Source organism: Wenyingzhuangia sp. IMCC45574 (genome assembly GCF_054182685.1).
On the sequence record NZ_CM135169.1, the window covers coordinates 679,144 to 697,072 of the forward strand.

General features: G+C 33.2%; 9 protein-coding genes. 6 read left to right on the forward strand and 3 right to left on the reverse strand.

Annotation, left to right across the window (positions count from 1 at the left end):
* Nucleotides 1-195: 195 nt before the first annotated feature.
* Nucleotides 196-3,282, reverse strand: coding sequence for a VIT domain-containing protein (locus ACXHHC_RS02940; RefSeq protein ID WP_458228164.1), 3,087 nt, complete (start codon nt 3,280-3,282; stop codon nt 196-198).
* A gap of 130 nt (nt 3,283-3,412) precedes the next feature.
* Between ACXHHC_RS02940 and ACXHHC_RS02945 the strand changes: the two genes are divergently transcribed.
* The 6 genes from ACXHHC_RS02945 (at nt 3,413) to ACXHHC_RS02970 (ending at nt 15,595) form a co-directional block, all read left to right on the forward strand.
* Nucleotides 3,413-4,261 (forward strand): tetratricopeptide repeat protein, encoded by an 849-nt coding sequence (locus ACXHHC_RS02945; RefSeq protein WP_458228165.1) that lies wholly within the window; start codon nt 3,413-3,415, stop codon nt 4,259-4,261.
* Nucleotides 4,262-4,492: 231 nt separating this feature from the next.
* A complete protein-coding gene (locus tag ACXHHC_RS02950) occupies nt 4,493-6,304 on the forward strand; it encodes an arylsulfatase (RefSeq protein WP_458228166.1) in 1,812 nt (603 codons plus the stop codon).
* Nucleotides 6,305-6,370: 66 nt separating this feature from the next.
* On the forward strand, nt 6,371-8,863 hold the full coding sequence (galB, locus tag ACXHHC_RS02955; protein WP_458228167.1) for a beta-galactosidase GalB: 2,493 nt from the start codon (nt 6,371-6,373) through the stop codon (nt 8,861-8,863).
* Between the two features lie 17 nt (nt 8,864-8,880).
* A complete protein-coding gene (locus ACXHHC_RS02960) occupies nt 8,881-10,536 on the forward strand; it encodes a sulfatase-like hydrolase/transferase (protein ID WP_458228168.1) in 1,656 nt (551 codons plus the stop codon).
* Between the two features lie 11 nt (nt 10,537-10,547).
* Nucleotides 10,548-12,059, forward strand: a complete 1,512-nt coding sequence (locus tag ACXHHC_RS02965) for a sulfatase-like hydrolase/transferase (protein ID WP_458228169.1) — start codon at nt 10,548-10,550, stop codon at nt 12,057-12,059.
* Nucleotides 12,060-12,325: 266 nt separating this feature from the next.
* The gene (locus ACXHHC_RS02970; RefSeq protein WP_458228170.1) at nt 12,326-15,595 is read left to right on the forward strand and encodes a glycoside hydrolase family 2 TIM barrel-domain containing protein; all 3,270 of its coding nucleotides are present in this window, start codon (nt 12,326-12,328) and stop codon (nt 15,593-15,595) included.
* 105 nt (nt 15,596-15,700) lie between these two features.
* Here ACXHHC_RS02970 and ACXHHC_RS02975 read toward each other — a convergent pair whose 3' ends face one another.
* Nucleotides 15,701-16,897: an IS256 family transposase gene (locus tag ACXHHC_RS02975; RefSeq protein WP_458226684.1), complete on the reverse strand. Its 1,197-nt coding sequence runs from the start codon at nt 16,895-16,897 to the stop codon at nt 15,701-15,703.
* A gap of 117 nt (nt 16,898-17,014) precedes the next feature.
* Complete coding sequence (locus ACXHHC_RS02980; protein WP_458228171.1) at nt 17,015-17,929, reverse strand: hypothetical protein; 915 nt, start codon at nt 17,927-17,929, stop codon at nt 17,015-17,017.

Below are 17,929 nucleotides of genomic sequence, written 5' to 3' on the forward strand. Positions count from 1 at the left end.
TTTCATCTCCAAAAAATATTTATTGTGCACTATAAGTACTTTCTGAAAATTCCACAACACAAACATATAACTATTTTTATAGTTTTAAAACTATTTTCATAATTAATCAATAAAACAAATAAGAGTATCAATGACTTAGACTAAAAAAGCCTTTCCAAAACCATTGGAAAGGCTAATAAATTGTATGTTGAATTATTAAAAATTAATATTCCCTACTTCTAACACCTCTTTTTTGGAAGTTAAACGGAACGTTTGTACTTCTTTAGTTTCTTGTTTGGTTCCATAACGGGTAAATAAAGTCAGTTTTAATACGGTTGGACCTGATATTTTCTGTTTGGTATCTGAGTAATATTTCACCTTAATGGTATAATCTCCTTTAATAGCCTTTTTCAATAAAAACTCCTCTGGACCAAATCCAGCCGTCATATCGTTAGAAATTCGTCCTCCTATTTTAGTTTTCTTATGGCTGTAATAACACTTTTCTCCGTTAGGATCAATTACCCATAAATCTAAATCTGTATCGTTATGATTCCAATCCACTACTACTCTAACATCTACTGGTAGTTCTTTAAACTCCTCCAGTTGCTCTTTTGTTAATTCTAATTTATCTCCATACATCCCCACCAATTGAGACAACTCTACAAAAGAGATTTGCTCTATACCATCAAAACGATGTCCTTCATCATGCTCTAAAAATTCTCCTGAATATACTCGGTATAACAAGTCAAAAGCTTTTTGGTAATTTCCAGCAGCTTGGTAAGCCAAAGCCAAGTCTCTGTAAGATTGTGGATCTTCTGAGCGTAATTCCACAATTTTCTGATTCACTTTTACAGCCATTTCATACATAGCTAACTCATCGAACTTATAAGCAATGGCTTTTAACAACTCATAGTTATTCAAGTCCATTTCTAACAAGTTGGTTAGAATTCTTACGCCCTTATCAATGGCCTTTTTTCTGATGAAATAATCAGCTACATCCATAAAGAAAGTAGGTTGTTTTTGGTATTCCTTTCTCAACTCAAAATACTTTGCATAGGCTTCTTCTACCGACTCTGTTTTCTTTAACTCCTTTATATACGGTGTGTTTGGATCCCAAGACCTTAAATTACTTGTAACTCCTTTTGGCACATTAGTATTGACTTTATCTTGAGGTGTAAAATTAGAAGTAATAGAACTAATTCCTCTAATTCTAATATTTTGAGTTGTTCCAGGTTGTCCATTAGAAGGAGTAACTCTAACTCCAGCTATTTGACCTTGAATTGCTGAACCAATGTCATTAGTAGCCGTTTGTTCTAATACCTCTGAATTCACTGCTACAACCGCACCAGTTACTTCTTTTTTTCTTACAGTTCCATAACCTACTACAACCACTTCTTCTAAATCATCAGTGGTTTCATTAACATAAGATATAGATGCAGGTGCTTCAACTTGATCTGATTCAGTGACCATCATTACAACTTCTTCCTGATCAATACTATCATTTACTTCTAACACATCATCAACTCTTGTTAAATTATTGAAAGTTATCTTTTTAGGCTGTTTGACCACCTTAAACTCTCTTGAATACCAATCTTTAATTATCTTACTCGCATTATTTTTGACATTGTTCATTCTACTCAACAATCTTTCTTTCTCCCTTTTTTCTCTTTCTAATCGTTGTGTTATTCTGTTTTTATAATCCTCTTGTAACTCGGCTGGAGGTTCTATTTTATATTTTAGATAATCTTCCAGTCTATCCAATACAATTAAAGAAGTATAATCTGTTAGCAACTTGTATTCTTTGGCATGATTGATAATTTTCTCTTTGTTCTCTTTCTTCTTTCTGATTAAAGTCTCTAGCTTCTTTTTTGCCCATAAACGTTGAGCCAAATCTCTGTATTCGTCTTTTTCTAAGCTAATCAGTTGCTTTTCTAGTACTTTTTCTCCATCCCCAAATAACAATTCTAACTCAGTACCTCTTTTTAATTTACCTGAAATAGAAAATTGATTATCTGCTTTAATACCTAAATCATGAAAAATATGGTACACATTTTTATTAGCTGTATAGCCCATAAAATACATAGGCTGATATTGTATGCTCTTAATTCCATCATTCACCGTAATTGTATTTAGGTTGATGTAAATATCATTCGCATCTCCTCCTAAATAATGAATGGCATCATAATCTGCTTTCTTAATTGAGTTCACAAAAACCAAATCGGTTCCTAAGGGTTTAAAATCATCAAAACTTCCCAAACCATCTGTAAATAGCAGCGTGTTTTTGTTCAATTTTACTTCATTTAGCAATCTATAGTTTGTTGCTCCATCGTATTTTACATTCTTTAAGACTTCCTTTAAATCTTTCCATCTACCATTGGTGACTTTAAACTCTTTCGTTTCTATAATTGCATCGGAGAAAGTGATTAATTTAACTTTCAGGTTTCTATACACATCAAAATATGCATCTAGAAATTCTAACTCCTTCTCTATATTTCTCTTAGCCATAGACATAGAAGCATCCCATAATAAGGTGATTGATTTAGGTGCTTTTTTTATCGCTGACCTTTCTGGTACTTTGGTAGTAACATGAAAATGCAAATCGGAACTAGTAAGAATAGGATATTTAGAAACCTTGCTATAAAATGTACAGTGAATATTAGAAAGAGGAATATTTTTCTTTTTAATTCTAGCTATATGGTGGTTCTTTAAGCGTTCCGTTTTAAACTTTAACTTTCTATTAATCACTTCATCTTCTGTAAGTTCACCCCCTACAACATCAATAGCCATAGTAAAATCATTTACAGAGCTTTCACCATCAAAAGCAAGTGCTATTTTGTTTACTCCCTTAATAGGTTTTAATTCTTCTTCAATGGTAATTTTTATCAATTTATAAGACTTTGGGGGTATAGGATACACTCGTACCTTATAATTATTTCCTTGGGTCTTCTCCAACAAAGCAGGATCTATTTTTCGTCTCACCGTAGTTTCAAAAGCAACTCTTCCTTTTTCTTTTTCCACAACCACGGCTTCTCTCATTGTACCGTTTACATCCATGGCAAAATCTACAACACTTTGCCCTTCTGCCAATGGAAATTTTAGCTCACCCTCTAACACTCTACTATATCCGTTGTAAAATCTCATGGTATAAGTGCTCAGCGCATAATTACCATTTACTTTTATTTGAACATCTAAGTTGGTTAATTGTAAGCTTTTTTTCTTGCCTTTAATGTCAATTCTGGGTTCAAACTGTGCATAAGAAGTTGTTAAATAGATACAGAATATCAAAAAGAAGAGCTTTTTCATAGTTTATAATTTTTGAAGTTTAAAATAATAAAAACAAAAATTAGACCAAGTTTTTCCATGTTATTTTTAGTATAAACCACTTATCAATACATATTTTTCATTAGTTTCGATTGTATAAAAAGATTATATAATGATGAAAAAGATACTTTGGATGGTTTTACTATCCACTACCTTACTGAATGCACAGTCTGATCTAATATTCGACAAACAATTTCTTGATTGTGAAGACAAGTGGGTAGTGCTTCCTATAAGTAAAGAAGGTAAACACTTTTTTGGTTTTGTTTACTTTGATAATACTGCGGGGTTTACTTTGGAAAGTGGTGGAACTTTCACTATCGATAAGAAAGGAAAGTATGTGGTTAATGAAAAAACAAAAAACAGTTTTAAAAAATTTCGCTTAGAAAGCAAACATAGAGGTATAAATGTAGCTATACTTACTACGGAAAAACTAAAAGAACTACACCTTAAAGAAACCCCAAACTGGTTAGAAATATATAAAATTGAAAAAGACAAACCCGAAAGTTTGTACACCAAAGGTTTTCAATTAAACGCTTGGGGGATGTGTAAAAAAGCATTGATTCCTTTAAAAAAAGCCTATCAAGCTAAACCTGAAAATCCAAAATACGGAGTTGAGATATGCTATTCCTACAACTGTTTAAAAGAATATGACAAAGCAATTCCCATTCTTAAAAATGTAGTAAAACTTCAGCCTAAAAACTCTTATGCTCATAAAGAGCTTATCTATTCTCAGGTAAAGCTAAATCAATTAAAAGCAGCCTACAAAAGCATTCGAAAATCTATGAAACAAACCGATGGGAAATACAACGGGGAGAATCTATACAATTTGGTAAGTACCTATTTCAATAACAAAAACTACAAGAAAGTTAAAAAGTTATTACCAAAAGCAAAAAGATGGAATCTAAAGAATAAATCTATGACCGAAAATCTCCTGTACATAGAGAATCAAATTAATAAATAGCCATTTTAAACTCCCTTGAGATCAATTACAAGGGAGTTTTTTTTATTAGCACATTACTTTTCAGCTATTTAACAGGTACAAATGTGTTTCTGTATAAACAATTAAAAATCACTTCGTTCAAGAACATAATTTTTCCCTCAAAACATATGTTACAGGCTTAAAATCATTTGTACTTATACTATCTCGTCTTATTTAAGACTTTTACATTAATTAATAACTCTTTTTAAATTCATGAGAAAACCATTTTACATTTTAGCCATGCTGTTTCTTTCCATTGCTTGTGGAAACGCAAATAATTCTAAAAAGAAACACCCTAAGAAACCAAATGTTATTATTGTTATTACAGATGACCAAGGTTATGGTGATGTAGCTGCATTGGGAAATAAGGTAATTAAAACACCAAACATTGATACATTTCACAAAGAGAGTTATAGATTAACAGATTTTCATGTGGGTCCAACTTGTGCTCCTACGCGTTCTGGTTTAATGACAGGTAGATATGCAAACGAAGTAGGTGTTTGGCACACCGTAGGTGGATGGTCTTTACTAAGAGAAGACGAAAAAACATTGGCAAATATGTTTTCTGAAAATGGCTATGCTACAGGAGGTTTTGGAAAATGGCATTTAGGAGATAACTATGGTTTTAGACCAGAGGACAGAGGTTTTCAGCATACCGTAATGCACGGAGGTGGTGGTGTTGGTCAGACTCCAGATTATTGGGGAAATACATACTTTAATGATACCTATTTTGAAAACGGAAAACCTAAAAAATACAAAGGGTATTGTTCAGACATTTTCTTTGCAGAAACCATTAAATTCATAAAGAAAAACAAAAACAAACCTTTCTTTTGTTACTTAGCTCCTAATGCTCCACACGGTCCTTACAATGTTCCCATGGAGTATTACAACATGTATAAAAATGAAGAATTGACCGAAAAACAGAAACGTTTCTTTGGTATGATTTCTAATATTGATGACAATTTTGGGAAACTAAGACAAACCTTAAACGACCTAAAAATTGCGGACAATACCATATTAATTTTTATGACTGATAACGGTACATCAGCAGGTCATGTAAACAAAAAAGGAAAAGAATTAGGTTATAATGCAGGAATGAGAGGACACAAAGGTAGTGAGTACGAAGGTGGACATAGAGTTCCTTTCTTTATCTACTGGAAAGATGGTAAAATATCTGGTGGTACAGATATTAATGAGATGACTGCAAACCTAGACATTATGCCTACTTTGGCTGATTTATGCGGTATAGAGTTACCTAAAAACCACTTGCCATTAGCAGGAAAAAGTTTAGTTCCTTTAATAGAAAAACCAGCAACTAAGTGGGATAGAATGTTAGTAACTGACTCGCAAAGAATTCAATATCCAGAAAAATGGAGAAAGTCTTCTGTAATGCAAGGAAAATGGAGATTGGTTAATGGAAAAGAGTTGTACAATATTGCGAATGACAAAGGACAAGCAAATAACATTGCCAAAGAAAATCCAGAACAAGTAGCAAAAATGAAATCTTTTTATGATTCTTGGTGGAAACGTGTTTCTGTAAAGTTTAACGAAGAGGTTTATATAAAGCTAGGAAGCAAACACGAAAACCCTGTTACCTTAACTGCGCACGATATACATACTACTGAAGGAAAATACCCATGGAACCAAGTTTACATTAGAAATGGTATTAGAGGAATTGGTTACTGGAGTATTGATGTTACCGAATCTGCCAAATACAAAATATCATTAAGAAGATACCCAATAGAAACAGGATATAAAATCAATCAGGAAGTAGCACCAATTACCCAAAAAGAGGTTCCAGGATTGGAATATGAAATTCCAAAAGGTAAAAACTTACATTACACAAAAGCAGTAATTAAAATTGGGGAAAACAACGCTTTAACAGCCAATGTAACCAAAAAAGCAGTGTCTGTTGATTTTACAGTACACCTTGAAAAAGGAAGAACTAATTTCAACGCTAACTTTATCAATGATAAAGGAGAAAATAACGTAGCATATTATGTGTACGTTGAAAAGTTAAACTAAAAACCAAGAAATCACTGTATCTAATTCTCCTCGTTAGGTACTGTGAATTTAAACCAAAAAAATAATATGAATTTAAACCAAAAAAAAATTCTAGGAGTTGCTTTGCTGCTGCTAAATTTATTGTCATTTACATCTTGTAACATTACCCCTAACGACAATATTTCTATTAAAGAACAAGACTTTAACAAAGATTGGTTGTTCCTTAAGGATACACTAAATGGGGAAAAAGTATCTTTAGATGATCGAGGTTGGAGAAAGTTAGATTTACCACATGACTGGGCTATAGAAGGTCCTTTTAGCAATAAACATAATGCGCGTACAGGAGGACTTCCTGTAACAGGAGAAGCATGGTATAGAAAACATTTTACCATAGACACAACACATCAAAACAAAATAATTTCTATTGAGTTTGATGGTGCTATGAACAATGCTAAAGTATGGTTAAATGGTAATTATGTTGGAGAAAGACCATATGGTTACATTGGTTTTGAATTCAATTTAACTCCGTATATAAAATATGGAGAAGACAACATTCTTGCAGTACAACTACATCCTAAAGATTTATCAGCAAGATGGTATCCTGGAGCTGGAATTTACAGAAACGTTCGTTTAAAAATAAACGATTGTGTACACATTCCTCAGTACGGAACTTACATTACTACTCCAGAAGTTACTAAAGAAACTGCAAAAGTTGCCATTCAGACCAAAATAATGAATTGTAACGATAAAACAGAATCTGCAGTATTACAAACCATTATTAAAGATCCTAAGGGAGCTATTGTTACCACAGAAGAAGAACACATAACCTTAAACAAGAAAAATATAACCGAAGTAACAGTTAACGCAACTGTAAATTCACCTTTGCTGTGGGATCTTGATACTCCTGAGCTGTATACTGTAGAAAGTACAGTAATTATAGATCATAAAATTACGGATGTATACGAAACCTCTTTTGGTATTCGTTCTATCAAATTCAGCAAAGACAAAGGTTTTTTACTGAATCATAAACCTGTAAAATTTCAGGGAGTTTGTATGCATCACGACCAAGGACCTTTGGGAACCGCTATTAATTTTAGAGCCAAACAACGTCAATTAGAGATTATGAAATCTATGGGAGTTAACGCTCTTAGAACAAGTCACAATCCTCCATCTCCTGAAATATTAAAAGTATGCGATGAATTGGGAATTGTTGTAATAGTTGAAGCTTTTGATGAATGGAAATTAGGAAAAGTAGAAAACGGATATCACTTATACTTTGATAAATGGCATGAAAAAGACTTGCGCGATATGATTAAAAGAGATCGTAACCACCCATCTGTAATTATGTGGAGTATTGGGAACGAAATTTTAGAACAGTCAAGAAAAAATGGATGGGAAACGACTAAAATGTTAAACGACATTTGTCATGATGAAGATCCTACAAGACCCACAACTGTAGGGTTTAACTACTTCCCTGCTCCATTTAAAAACAACTTATACAAATATGTAGACATTATAGGGATGAACTACTGGCCAGAGGAATATAGTAATATTTTAAAAGAGCATCCAGATGCTATTGTTTATGGTTCAGAAACATCGTCTATGACGAGTAGTCGTGGAGTATATCACCTACCTATTGATTACCAACAACAACACCATACCAATCATGTATCTAGTTACGATGTAATTGTTGGTCCACCATGGGCTTATGCTCCAGACATTGAATTCAATGCGTTAAAAAAAGAACCTAGAGCCTTAGGAGAATTTATATGGACAGGTTTTGACTATTTAGGAGAACCTACTCCTTACGGAGGAAGAGATAACTCTACCAATGGATACTGGAACGACGACTGGCCATCTCACTCATCGTACTTTGCACCTGTAGATTTATGTGGTTTCCCAAAAGACAGGTATTATTTATACCAAAGTCAGTGGACTACAAAACCAATGGTACACGTATTACCTCATTGGAATTGGAAAGGGATGGAAGGAAAAACAATACCTGTTGTGTCTTATACCAATGCCGAAGAAGTAGAACTATTTGTAAACGGTACATCTTATGGTAAAAAAGTAAAAGGGAAAGATTTAGGTAAAATCCCTTCTGAATATCATGGATTTAAAAAGGGTATGTACACTACACCTTATCGTCTACAATGGGAAGTTCCGTATCAACCAGGAGAATTAAAAGTGATTGCCTATAACCACGGAAAGCCCGTTGCTGAAAAAGTAATTAAAACAGCCAATAAACCAGCTAAAATACATTTAGAAGCAGATAGAAAAGAAATTTCTGCAGACGGAAAAGATTTATCTTTCATCACTGTTAAAATTCAAGATACAAATGGAAACATTTGTCCTTTAGCTAATAGTTTAGTGCATTTTAAAATTGAAGGAGACGGAAAATTAGTAGCCGTTGGAAATGGAGATCAAACCGATTTAAGTTCTTTTCAATCTAACAATAGAAAAGCATTTAATGGAATGTGTTTGGCAGTGATCAAATCAACAGAGAAAAAAGGAAAAATAAAAATTACAGCAACTTCTGGTAATTTAACATCAGAAAGTATTGTAATTACAAGTAAATAAAACAAGTAAGTATTTATATGAGAAAATCAATTCAATTCTTAACCGTACTGTGTTACTTTGTACTTAATTCATTACAAGCACAAGACAAACCTAACATCGTATTTATTCTTACAGACGATCAATCTTATGGAATGATGGGATGTACTGGAAACAATATTGTACAAACACCAAACTTAGATAAATTGGCAAAAGATGGTGTGCTTTTTACAAATGCACATGTTACTAGTGCAATTTGTACACCTAGTAGAATTTCTATCTTATTAAGTCAATACGAAAGAAAACATGGAGTAAACTTTAATTCTGGTACTTCTGTAAATGAAAAAGCTTGGAGTAAATCGTACCCTGTTGTGATGAGAAATGGAGGATACTACACGGGATGGATTGGTAAAAACCATGCTCCTATTGGTAACGGAGGATATACAAGTGGATTAATGGAGAAAAGCTTTGATTACTGGTATGCTGGTCATGGTCATATTCGTTTTTACCCTAAACAAGTACATGATATTTTTAACGATGCAATTGCACATACACAACCAGAAATCATCAACGAAGCTGCTGATGATTTCTTAGATCCAAATGCACGTAAATTAAAGGGAGCTGTTAAATTTTTAGAGGTAAGACCTAAAGACAAACCTTTTATGCTTTCTATTAACTTTAACTTGCCACACGGAGCAGGAACTAGTTCTATGAAATTAAAGAAAAATGACGATGCTATTTATAAGACGATGTATCGTGATTTAGAAATTCCTTTACCAGCAAATTTCATCGCTAAAAAAGATATTAAAACTCCAAAGCTACCTGCTGATTTATTAAGAGCTGAAGATCGCCAAGCAGGTTACAATTATTCTGATACTGAAGAAGGTTTTAGAGAAAGATACATTCGTCAACTACAGGCCATGACAGGGATTGATAGAATGGTTGGTAATTTAAGAGCCAAGTTAAAAGAATTAAAGTTGCATAAAAATACCGTTATCATTTTCACTTCAGATCATGGATTGTTTATGGGAGAACAAGGTTTAGGTGGTAAATCTCTATGCTACGAAAAAACAACACATGTTCCTATGATTGTTTTTAACCCTGAGTTAAAAAAGAAATATAGAGGACAAAAAAACAACGCTCTTGTACAATCTATTGATGTTGCTGCTACTATATTAGCGCTAGGAAATGTTGAACAACCTAAAGAATTTCAAGGTAAAAATTTATTACCCTTGTTAACAGATCGTAAAGCAGAAGTAAGAGAATATGTATTTACAGAAAATCTATGGTCTACTCATTTTGGAAACCCTAAGTGTGAAGCTGTACAAACAAAAAACTGGAAGTATATTCGTTATTATAAGAATACTACACGCTCTGCATCGCAAGAAATTAAAACAGCAAAGGCTTTGGGAATTCCAGTAAACAAAATGTTATACGCTGTTCACGATCCTGATATTGCTTATTACAGACAATTATCTGATTCTTCTTTAGAAGGTGAAGAACCTGTTTACGAAGAGTTGTACGATTTAAAAAACGACCCTGCAGAATTACATAATTTAATAAACTCTAAAAAGCACGAGTACGTTTTAAACGATTTAAAAACTGCTTGGAAAAAGGAACTTACTGCTGCAAGAGGAGCCGGAAAACCACAAGTATTAAGATATACAAACGATAGTCACCCTAAGGGAGGACACTAATCACACAATCAATGAAAAACTTACTTTTATTAGGAGTATTGAGTATTGGCTTATTTAGCTGTGCTCCCAAAAAGAAAGAAGCAGAAAAAAAAGCTGAAAAGCCGAACATTGTTTTCATCTTTACAGATGATCAAACCTATTCTTCTATTCGTGCTTTAGGGAATAATGAAATTATTACCCCAAACATGGACCGTTTGGTTCATAATGGAGCTACTATGACACATACTTACAATATGGGTTCTTGGAGTGGTGCCGTTTGTTTGGCTTCTAGAGCTATGATGAATACAGGTCGTTTTGTTTGGAATGCAAAAGAATTTAAATACCATAAAGAAGGAAACGACGAAAAAATATGGTCTAAATTATTGCAAACCCAAGGTTACGAAACGTACATGACCGGTAAATGGCATGTTCATGTTGGAGCGGAAAAAGTGTTTAACCATACTGCAGATGTAAGAGGTGGAATGCCTAAAGACAATTGGGATCATGCTACCATGGTTAAAAAATTTGATTCTATTGCTAAAGTAAAAGGATCTAACCCAGATGATATTATGCCTATCGGTTACAATCGTCCTCAAGATGAAAATGACACCTCTTGGTCTCCAACAGATACCAAACACGGAGGTTTCTGGCATGGAGGAAAACACTGGAGTGAAGTGGTTAAAGACAATGCTTTAGGGTTTATAGACCATGCTAAAACATCAGAAAAACCTTTCTTTATGTATTTAGCTTTTAATGCTCCACACGACCCAAGACAGGCTCCAAAAGAGTATCAAGACATGTATGATATCAACAAGATCTCTGTTCCAGAAAGTTTTTTACCTGAGTACCCATACAGAAAAGAAATTAAGAACTGGAACAACTTAAGAGACGAAGCATTGGCACCATGGCCTAGAACTGAATATGCAGTTAAAACGCACATTAAAGAATACTATGCAAGTATTACACACGCAGATGCACAAATTGGGTTGATTTTAGATGCTTTAGAAAAAGCAGGAAAAATGGAGAATACCTATATCATTTTTACAGCAGATCATGGTTTAGCTATGGGAAGACACGGATTATTAGGAAAACAAAACTTGTTTGATCATAGTATGAGACCTCCAATGGTAATTGTAGGTCCAGAAATACCAAAAGATACCAAAGTAGATGCTGATGTTTATTTACAAGATGCAATGGCTACCGCTTTAGACATAGCTGGAGTAGAAAAACCTGAATATATTGAGTTTAATAGTTTCTTAAACCTTGCCAAAGGAAAAGAAACTAAGAGCCACTACCCTGCTATTTACGGTGCCTATTTAAGTGTTCAACGTGCTATTAGAAAAGATGGATATAAATTATTAGTGTATCCAGAAGTTCCAAAAGTGTTGTTATTTGACATGCAAAATGACCCTGAAGAGATGCACGATTTATCGGAAATTCCAGCGCAAAAACAAAGAGTAAAAGACTTGTACAAAGACTTATTACAACTTCAAAAAGACATGAATGATCCCTTAGATATTTCAGCAATCTACAACAAACTTTAAAAAACACAAATTACTAACTACCTATCTATTAAAACCTCTAAGTCTAGTTGCTTAGAGGTTTTTTATCTACAAAATAAACTGATTATCAATTGTTTAAGTAAAGATTTCTAAAGACCTAAAAACATTAGTACATTAAATATGTTAGCAAGAATTACATATTAGTGTTATCAATTCAACATATAGTACATAGGTTTAAACAATAATACTTCTTAAGTATAGCATTCCCGTTGTATTTTAGTAACTTAAAATTCTACTTATAAACCAAGATGAAAAAACTCTTAGCCTTAGCTTGTATTGCTCTTTCTTTGCATACAACGCAAGCTCAAAAATTAAACGATTGGGAAAACCCACACGTTAATCAAATTAACAAATTACCAGCACGAAGTACTTTTTATTCTTTTGACAATAAAGCACAAGCTTTAGAAGGAAATAGAACTACTTCTAGCTTGTTTAAATCTTTAAACGGAAGTTGGAAATTTAGTTGGGTAGCAAAACCCGCAGATGAAATCAAAGGATTTGAAAAAACCGATTTTAGTACCGCTAAATGGAAAACAATAGATGTACCATCTAACTGGGAAATGAGAGGATATGGAACACCAATTTATACCAACTCTACGTACCCTTTCTTTAGTGATTTTCCAAATATTAACCACAACGACAATCCTATTGGACATTACGTTAAAACATTTGATTTAAACCCTTCATGGGATGGAAAAGATGTGATTTTACACTTTGGTGGTGTGTCTTCTGCTTTCTATGTATGGGTAAATGGTGCGTTTGTTGGTTATAGTGAAGACACTCGTTTGCCATCTGAGTTTAACATTACTAAACACTTAAAAGAAGGAAAAAACAAAATTGCAGTAAAAGTATATCGTTGGGCAGATGGTAGCTATATGGAAGCACAAGATCACTGGAGAATGAGTGGTATTGAAAGAGAAGTATTCTTACAAGCTGTTCCTAAAGTTCGTTTGTCTGACTTTACAATTCGTACCGATTTTGACAAGGATTACAAAGATGCTTTATTACAAATTCGTCCTGTTTTTGAAGCGAATGTAGCTCAAACAGAAAAGTACTTAAAAAAAGTGGGGCACTTTGGAAATGCTCCATTAAGAACCAAGTTTGACAACTGGACTTTAACTGCTGAGTTGATAGATGCTGAAGGAAATTCTATCAATACAGAAAATATGAAATTAAAGAAGTCTATTGGAGAGTATTATCCACAAAGAGACAATGTGTACTTTTCTTTAATGGAATCTAAAATTAAAGCTCCTAAACAGTGGTCTTCTGATGATCCTTATCTATATACATTAGTGTTCACATTAAAAGACGATAAAGGAAACGAACAACAACATGTGAGTACTAAGGTTGGATTTAGAGAAGTTTATATAGATGAAAAAGGTCGTTTCTTAGTAAATGGAAACATGGTGAAAATGATTGGTGTGAATCGTCATGATCACAATATGAAGAACGGGAAAACGGTTTCTAGAGCTGATATGGAAGCTGATGTGAAACTATTAAAGCAATTCAACTTTAATGCTGTTAGAACATCGCACTACCCTAACGATCCTTACTTCTATGAGTTATGTAATGAATACGGAATCTATGTAATGGACGAAGCTAACTTAGAAACACATGGAACTAGAGGTCAATTATCAAATCAGCCAGAATGGGGATCTGCTTATTTGGAAAGAGCAATTCGTATGGTCCAAAGAGATAAAAACCATGCTTCTGTAGTGATGTGGTCTCTAGGAAACGAATCTGGAATGGGACCTAACCACGCTGCTATGGCAAGCTGGATTAAGGAATATGACCCTACACGTTATGTTCACTACGAAGGAGCACAAGGGCAACCTGCACATCCAGACTATAAGAAGAAATACTTTAACATTGGAAAAGGAAACCCTACAGACCCTAAGTGGGTAGATATGATTAGTAGAATGTACCCGAATCCTGATGCGTTACAAAGCTTAATAGACGATACAGCTGCTATTGATAATCGTCCGGTTGTTATGTGTGAATATGCACATGCTATGGGGAACTCTGTTGGTAACATGGCTGAATATTGGGATGTAATCTACAAGAACGACCGCGCAATGGGTGGTTATATTTGGGATTGGATTGACCAAGGTGTTTTAACCAAGACTAAAGATGGAAAAAAATATTTAGCTTATGGGGGAGACTTTGGAGATACTCCTAACGATGGTAGTTTCTGTATTAATGGAATTATTGCAGCAGATAGAACTCCAAAACCAGAAATTTATGAATGTAAAAAAGTAAATCAACCTGTAGTAATTACTGCAGTAAATGCTTTAGAGGGAAAGTTTACCATTTTAAACAGACACCATGCTGTAGACTTATCTCAATACAATTTATCTTGGGAAATTATTAAAAATGGAATTGCTGTAAATAGAGGTATTTTACCAAGTTTAAACACCCTTCCAACACAATCTGAAGAACTACATATTGATTTTAAGAAACCTAGAGTTAGAGCTGGGGACGAATTTTTTATAACGATTACAGGAAGCTTAAAAGAAAGTACATTATGGGCTAAAAAAGGATATGCTGTTTTTAAAGAACAGTTTAAATTAGACTTCCCTACTCCTGAGTTAAAAGATATGCGTTACAGTAAGTCTAAAATATTAGTGAAAGACCAGACTAGTAAAGTAACTTTACAGACTCCTATTAGCAAAGTGGTTATTAATAAAGAAACTGGAATGGTAGATAGTTATGAAAGAGAAGGTATTTCTTTATTGGCTTCACCATTTACGTTGAACTTCTGGAGAGCAGAAACTGAGAACGATGAAGCGTATCGTAATGCTAAAAAACAACAAAATGAATTGGTATGGATGCAAGCTGCAAATAATTTTAAAGTAGAAAATGTTACTGTAAACAAAGAAGCTAAAGGAAAGGTGATTGTAACAGTTAATGGTAATGTAACTACAACAAATACTAAAGTTGATTTAACTTATACATTTATTTCTAAAGGAATCTTAAAGGTGGATTATACAGCTACTATTGCTAAAGGACAACCAAACACACCACGTGTAGGAATGTCTTTTGATATTGCAAAACAATTTCAAAATGTACAATACTACGGTAAAGGACCACAAGCTAATTATGCCGATAGAAATACTGGGGCATTTGTAGGATTATACAGAGCAAATGCAAAGAGAATGAATTACGAATACATTTATCCAGAAGAAAACGGAAACCATATGGGAACTCGTTGGTTTAGCTTAACCAACAGTGCTTATAAAGGTGTATTGGTATCTAGTGAACAATCTATTAACTTTAGTGTATCGCCTTACAGTATAGAAAACTTACAAGCAGCCAAACACACGTATGAGTTAAAGAAACGTAACGTATTTACCGTAAATATTGATGCGAAACAAACAGGTGTAGGTGGAGATAATACTTGGTCTGCTGTTGCAGAACCACACGAAGAGTATTTAATTAAACATGGAACTTATAACTATAGTTTTTACTTAACTCCTTTAACAGGAAAGAGATTAAAACCACAAAGTATTAAGTTTTAACTGTTATTAAATAACATATAAATAATCAAGGCTTCTTTAATTAAAGAAGCCTTGATTGACACTGTCCCTTAATTTGTGTAAGTTCTAAAAATAGGGTTTAGCTACTTATAGCTGGATCCTATTTTCAAATATAGCTAAAAACTGGTTTAGTATTACTCCCCAATTTCTGATAGGCATCGTCCATTTTTTAGTTGATTCTCTTAAAGCTAAAAACACGGATTTAATTACTGCATCATCGGTTGGGTATGAGAGTTTATTTTTGGTATACTTTCTAATTTTTCCATTTAAGTTTTCAATAAGATTAGTAGTGTAAATAATAGTTCTAATCTCTACAGGGAAGTCAAAGAACACAGTTAGTTCATCCCAGTTGTTTTCCCAACTTTTAATAGCATAGGAGTACTTAGAGTTCCACTTCTGCTTAAAGTCTTCTAAAGCAGCTTTGGCTGCCTCTTTAGTAGGAGCTGTATAGATTTCTTTCATATCTTTAGAAAACACTTTTCTATCTTTCCAGACCACATATTTACAAGAGTTTCTAATTTGGTGTACCACACATATTTGAGTTACCGATTCAGGGAATACGGTCTTTATAGTATCTGTAAATCCATTTAGATTGTCCGTAGCTGTGATTAAAATATCCTGAGTTCCTCTAGCTTTGATATCAGTTAAAACCGTCATCCAAAAAGCGGAAGATTCATTCTTACCTAACCATAAACCTAGTACTTCTTTTTTACCATTGGTTTTCAATCCCACAGCTATATAGATGGTCTTGTTGATGATTTTTGAGTTTTCTCGAACTTTAAATACAATTCCATCCATCCAAACAATCAAATAGCAAGGGTCTAAAGGTCTGTTTTTCCAAGCAACGATATCTGAGTTGATTTTATCTGTAATTCGAGATATAGCAGAACTAGAGATATTGAAATCATAAAGCTCTAAGACTTGTTGTTCAATATCAGATACGGACATCCCTTTGGCATAGAGGCTAATAATGATGTTTTCTACACCATCTAAAGTATTTTGTCTCTTCTTTACAATCATAGGGTTAAAACTACCGTCTCTATCTCTTGGAACTGTGATTTCAGATTCCCCTAAACTAGTTTTGATTTTCTTTTTGGAGTAGCCGTTACGTGTATTATCACTTAGAGAAGTTTGGTGTTTGTCATAGTCTAGGTGAGCATCTAATTCTCCCTCTAACATTTTTTCAATTCCTCTTTTTTGAATCTTGGCTAAAAAATTACTCAATTCATCGCCCGTTTTGAATTGCTTTAAAAAGTCGTCGTTTAATAAGTCTTCTGGTTTCATAAAGTGTAAAATTAATAATTAAACAAAAAAACAGGGTTTGAACATCTTCAAACCCTGTTTTTAGAACTTACACACTTTATGGTTTAGTGCCCCTTGATTATTTAAACTCTTTAATATTTAATTTATAACATCTCCATTTTCTTTAAAACTTATTTTAGTATTTGCTGGATATAAATTTCCTTGTATTGTAATATCATTTGGACATATTAAATGCATTAATTTACCTGATTGAAATAAAGTTAGATATGAATCTTTAGGTAACGATAAGTTATTAATTAGTTTCTCACCTTGGAGTTTAAAACTTTTAAGAGCACCATCCTTATATAATATTATTTGTCCAGCTTGTATTAAAAAATTTTCTCTGTATGTATCGTATTTCATAGTAAAGACTCTTATCTCGCCTACATCTATCATTGAATCTCCTGTATAAAAACCAATCGTACTAGAATCTTTTAATACAAAGTTATTCCATACTAAATCTGTTTTTAAAGTTCCTACGTTAATAGACTGATTATTCTCTACATTATTATCCGAATACAACTGTATTGTTGCATTCGTTTTTAAGCTTAACGTGAATCTTTCTATTGGACTTCTAGTATTAGTTAAAGTTATTTCTGTATTCAAAACTCCGTAAACTAACCTTCCATGTAAATCAAATGCCACTCGTCCTTTTTGTATTTCAAAATTATAAGGTTCATTTAGCTTTACAATTGTCGTTATTTCACCACCAGCAATTGATGAATTTTCCCAAAAAGCTAGATTAGTTAGTTTTTCGAATTCAAAAGTATGTTCGTTTAATACTGCTATTTCATTTCTTGCTAAAGTACCTTGTATGAATTTTCCTGTAGGACTTAAAATAATATTTGTATCTGCTTTAAATAAATATCCATTAATAAGTGTATCATTCTCAATTACAAATGATGCTAAATCACCATTGGAATAAACTTGAATTTCGCTTCCAGCACTTATAACTCCGTATATAGTTTGTAAATCACTATCTAAAACTCTAGTAAATGTTTTTAATGTTACCAT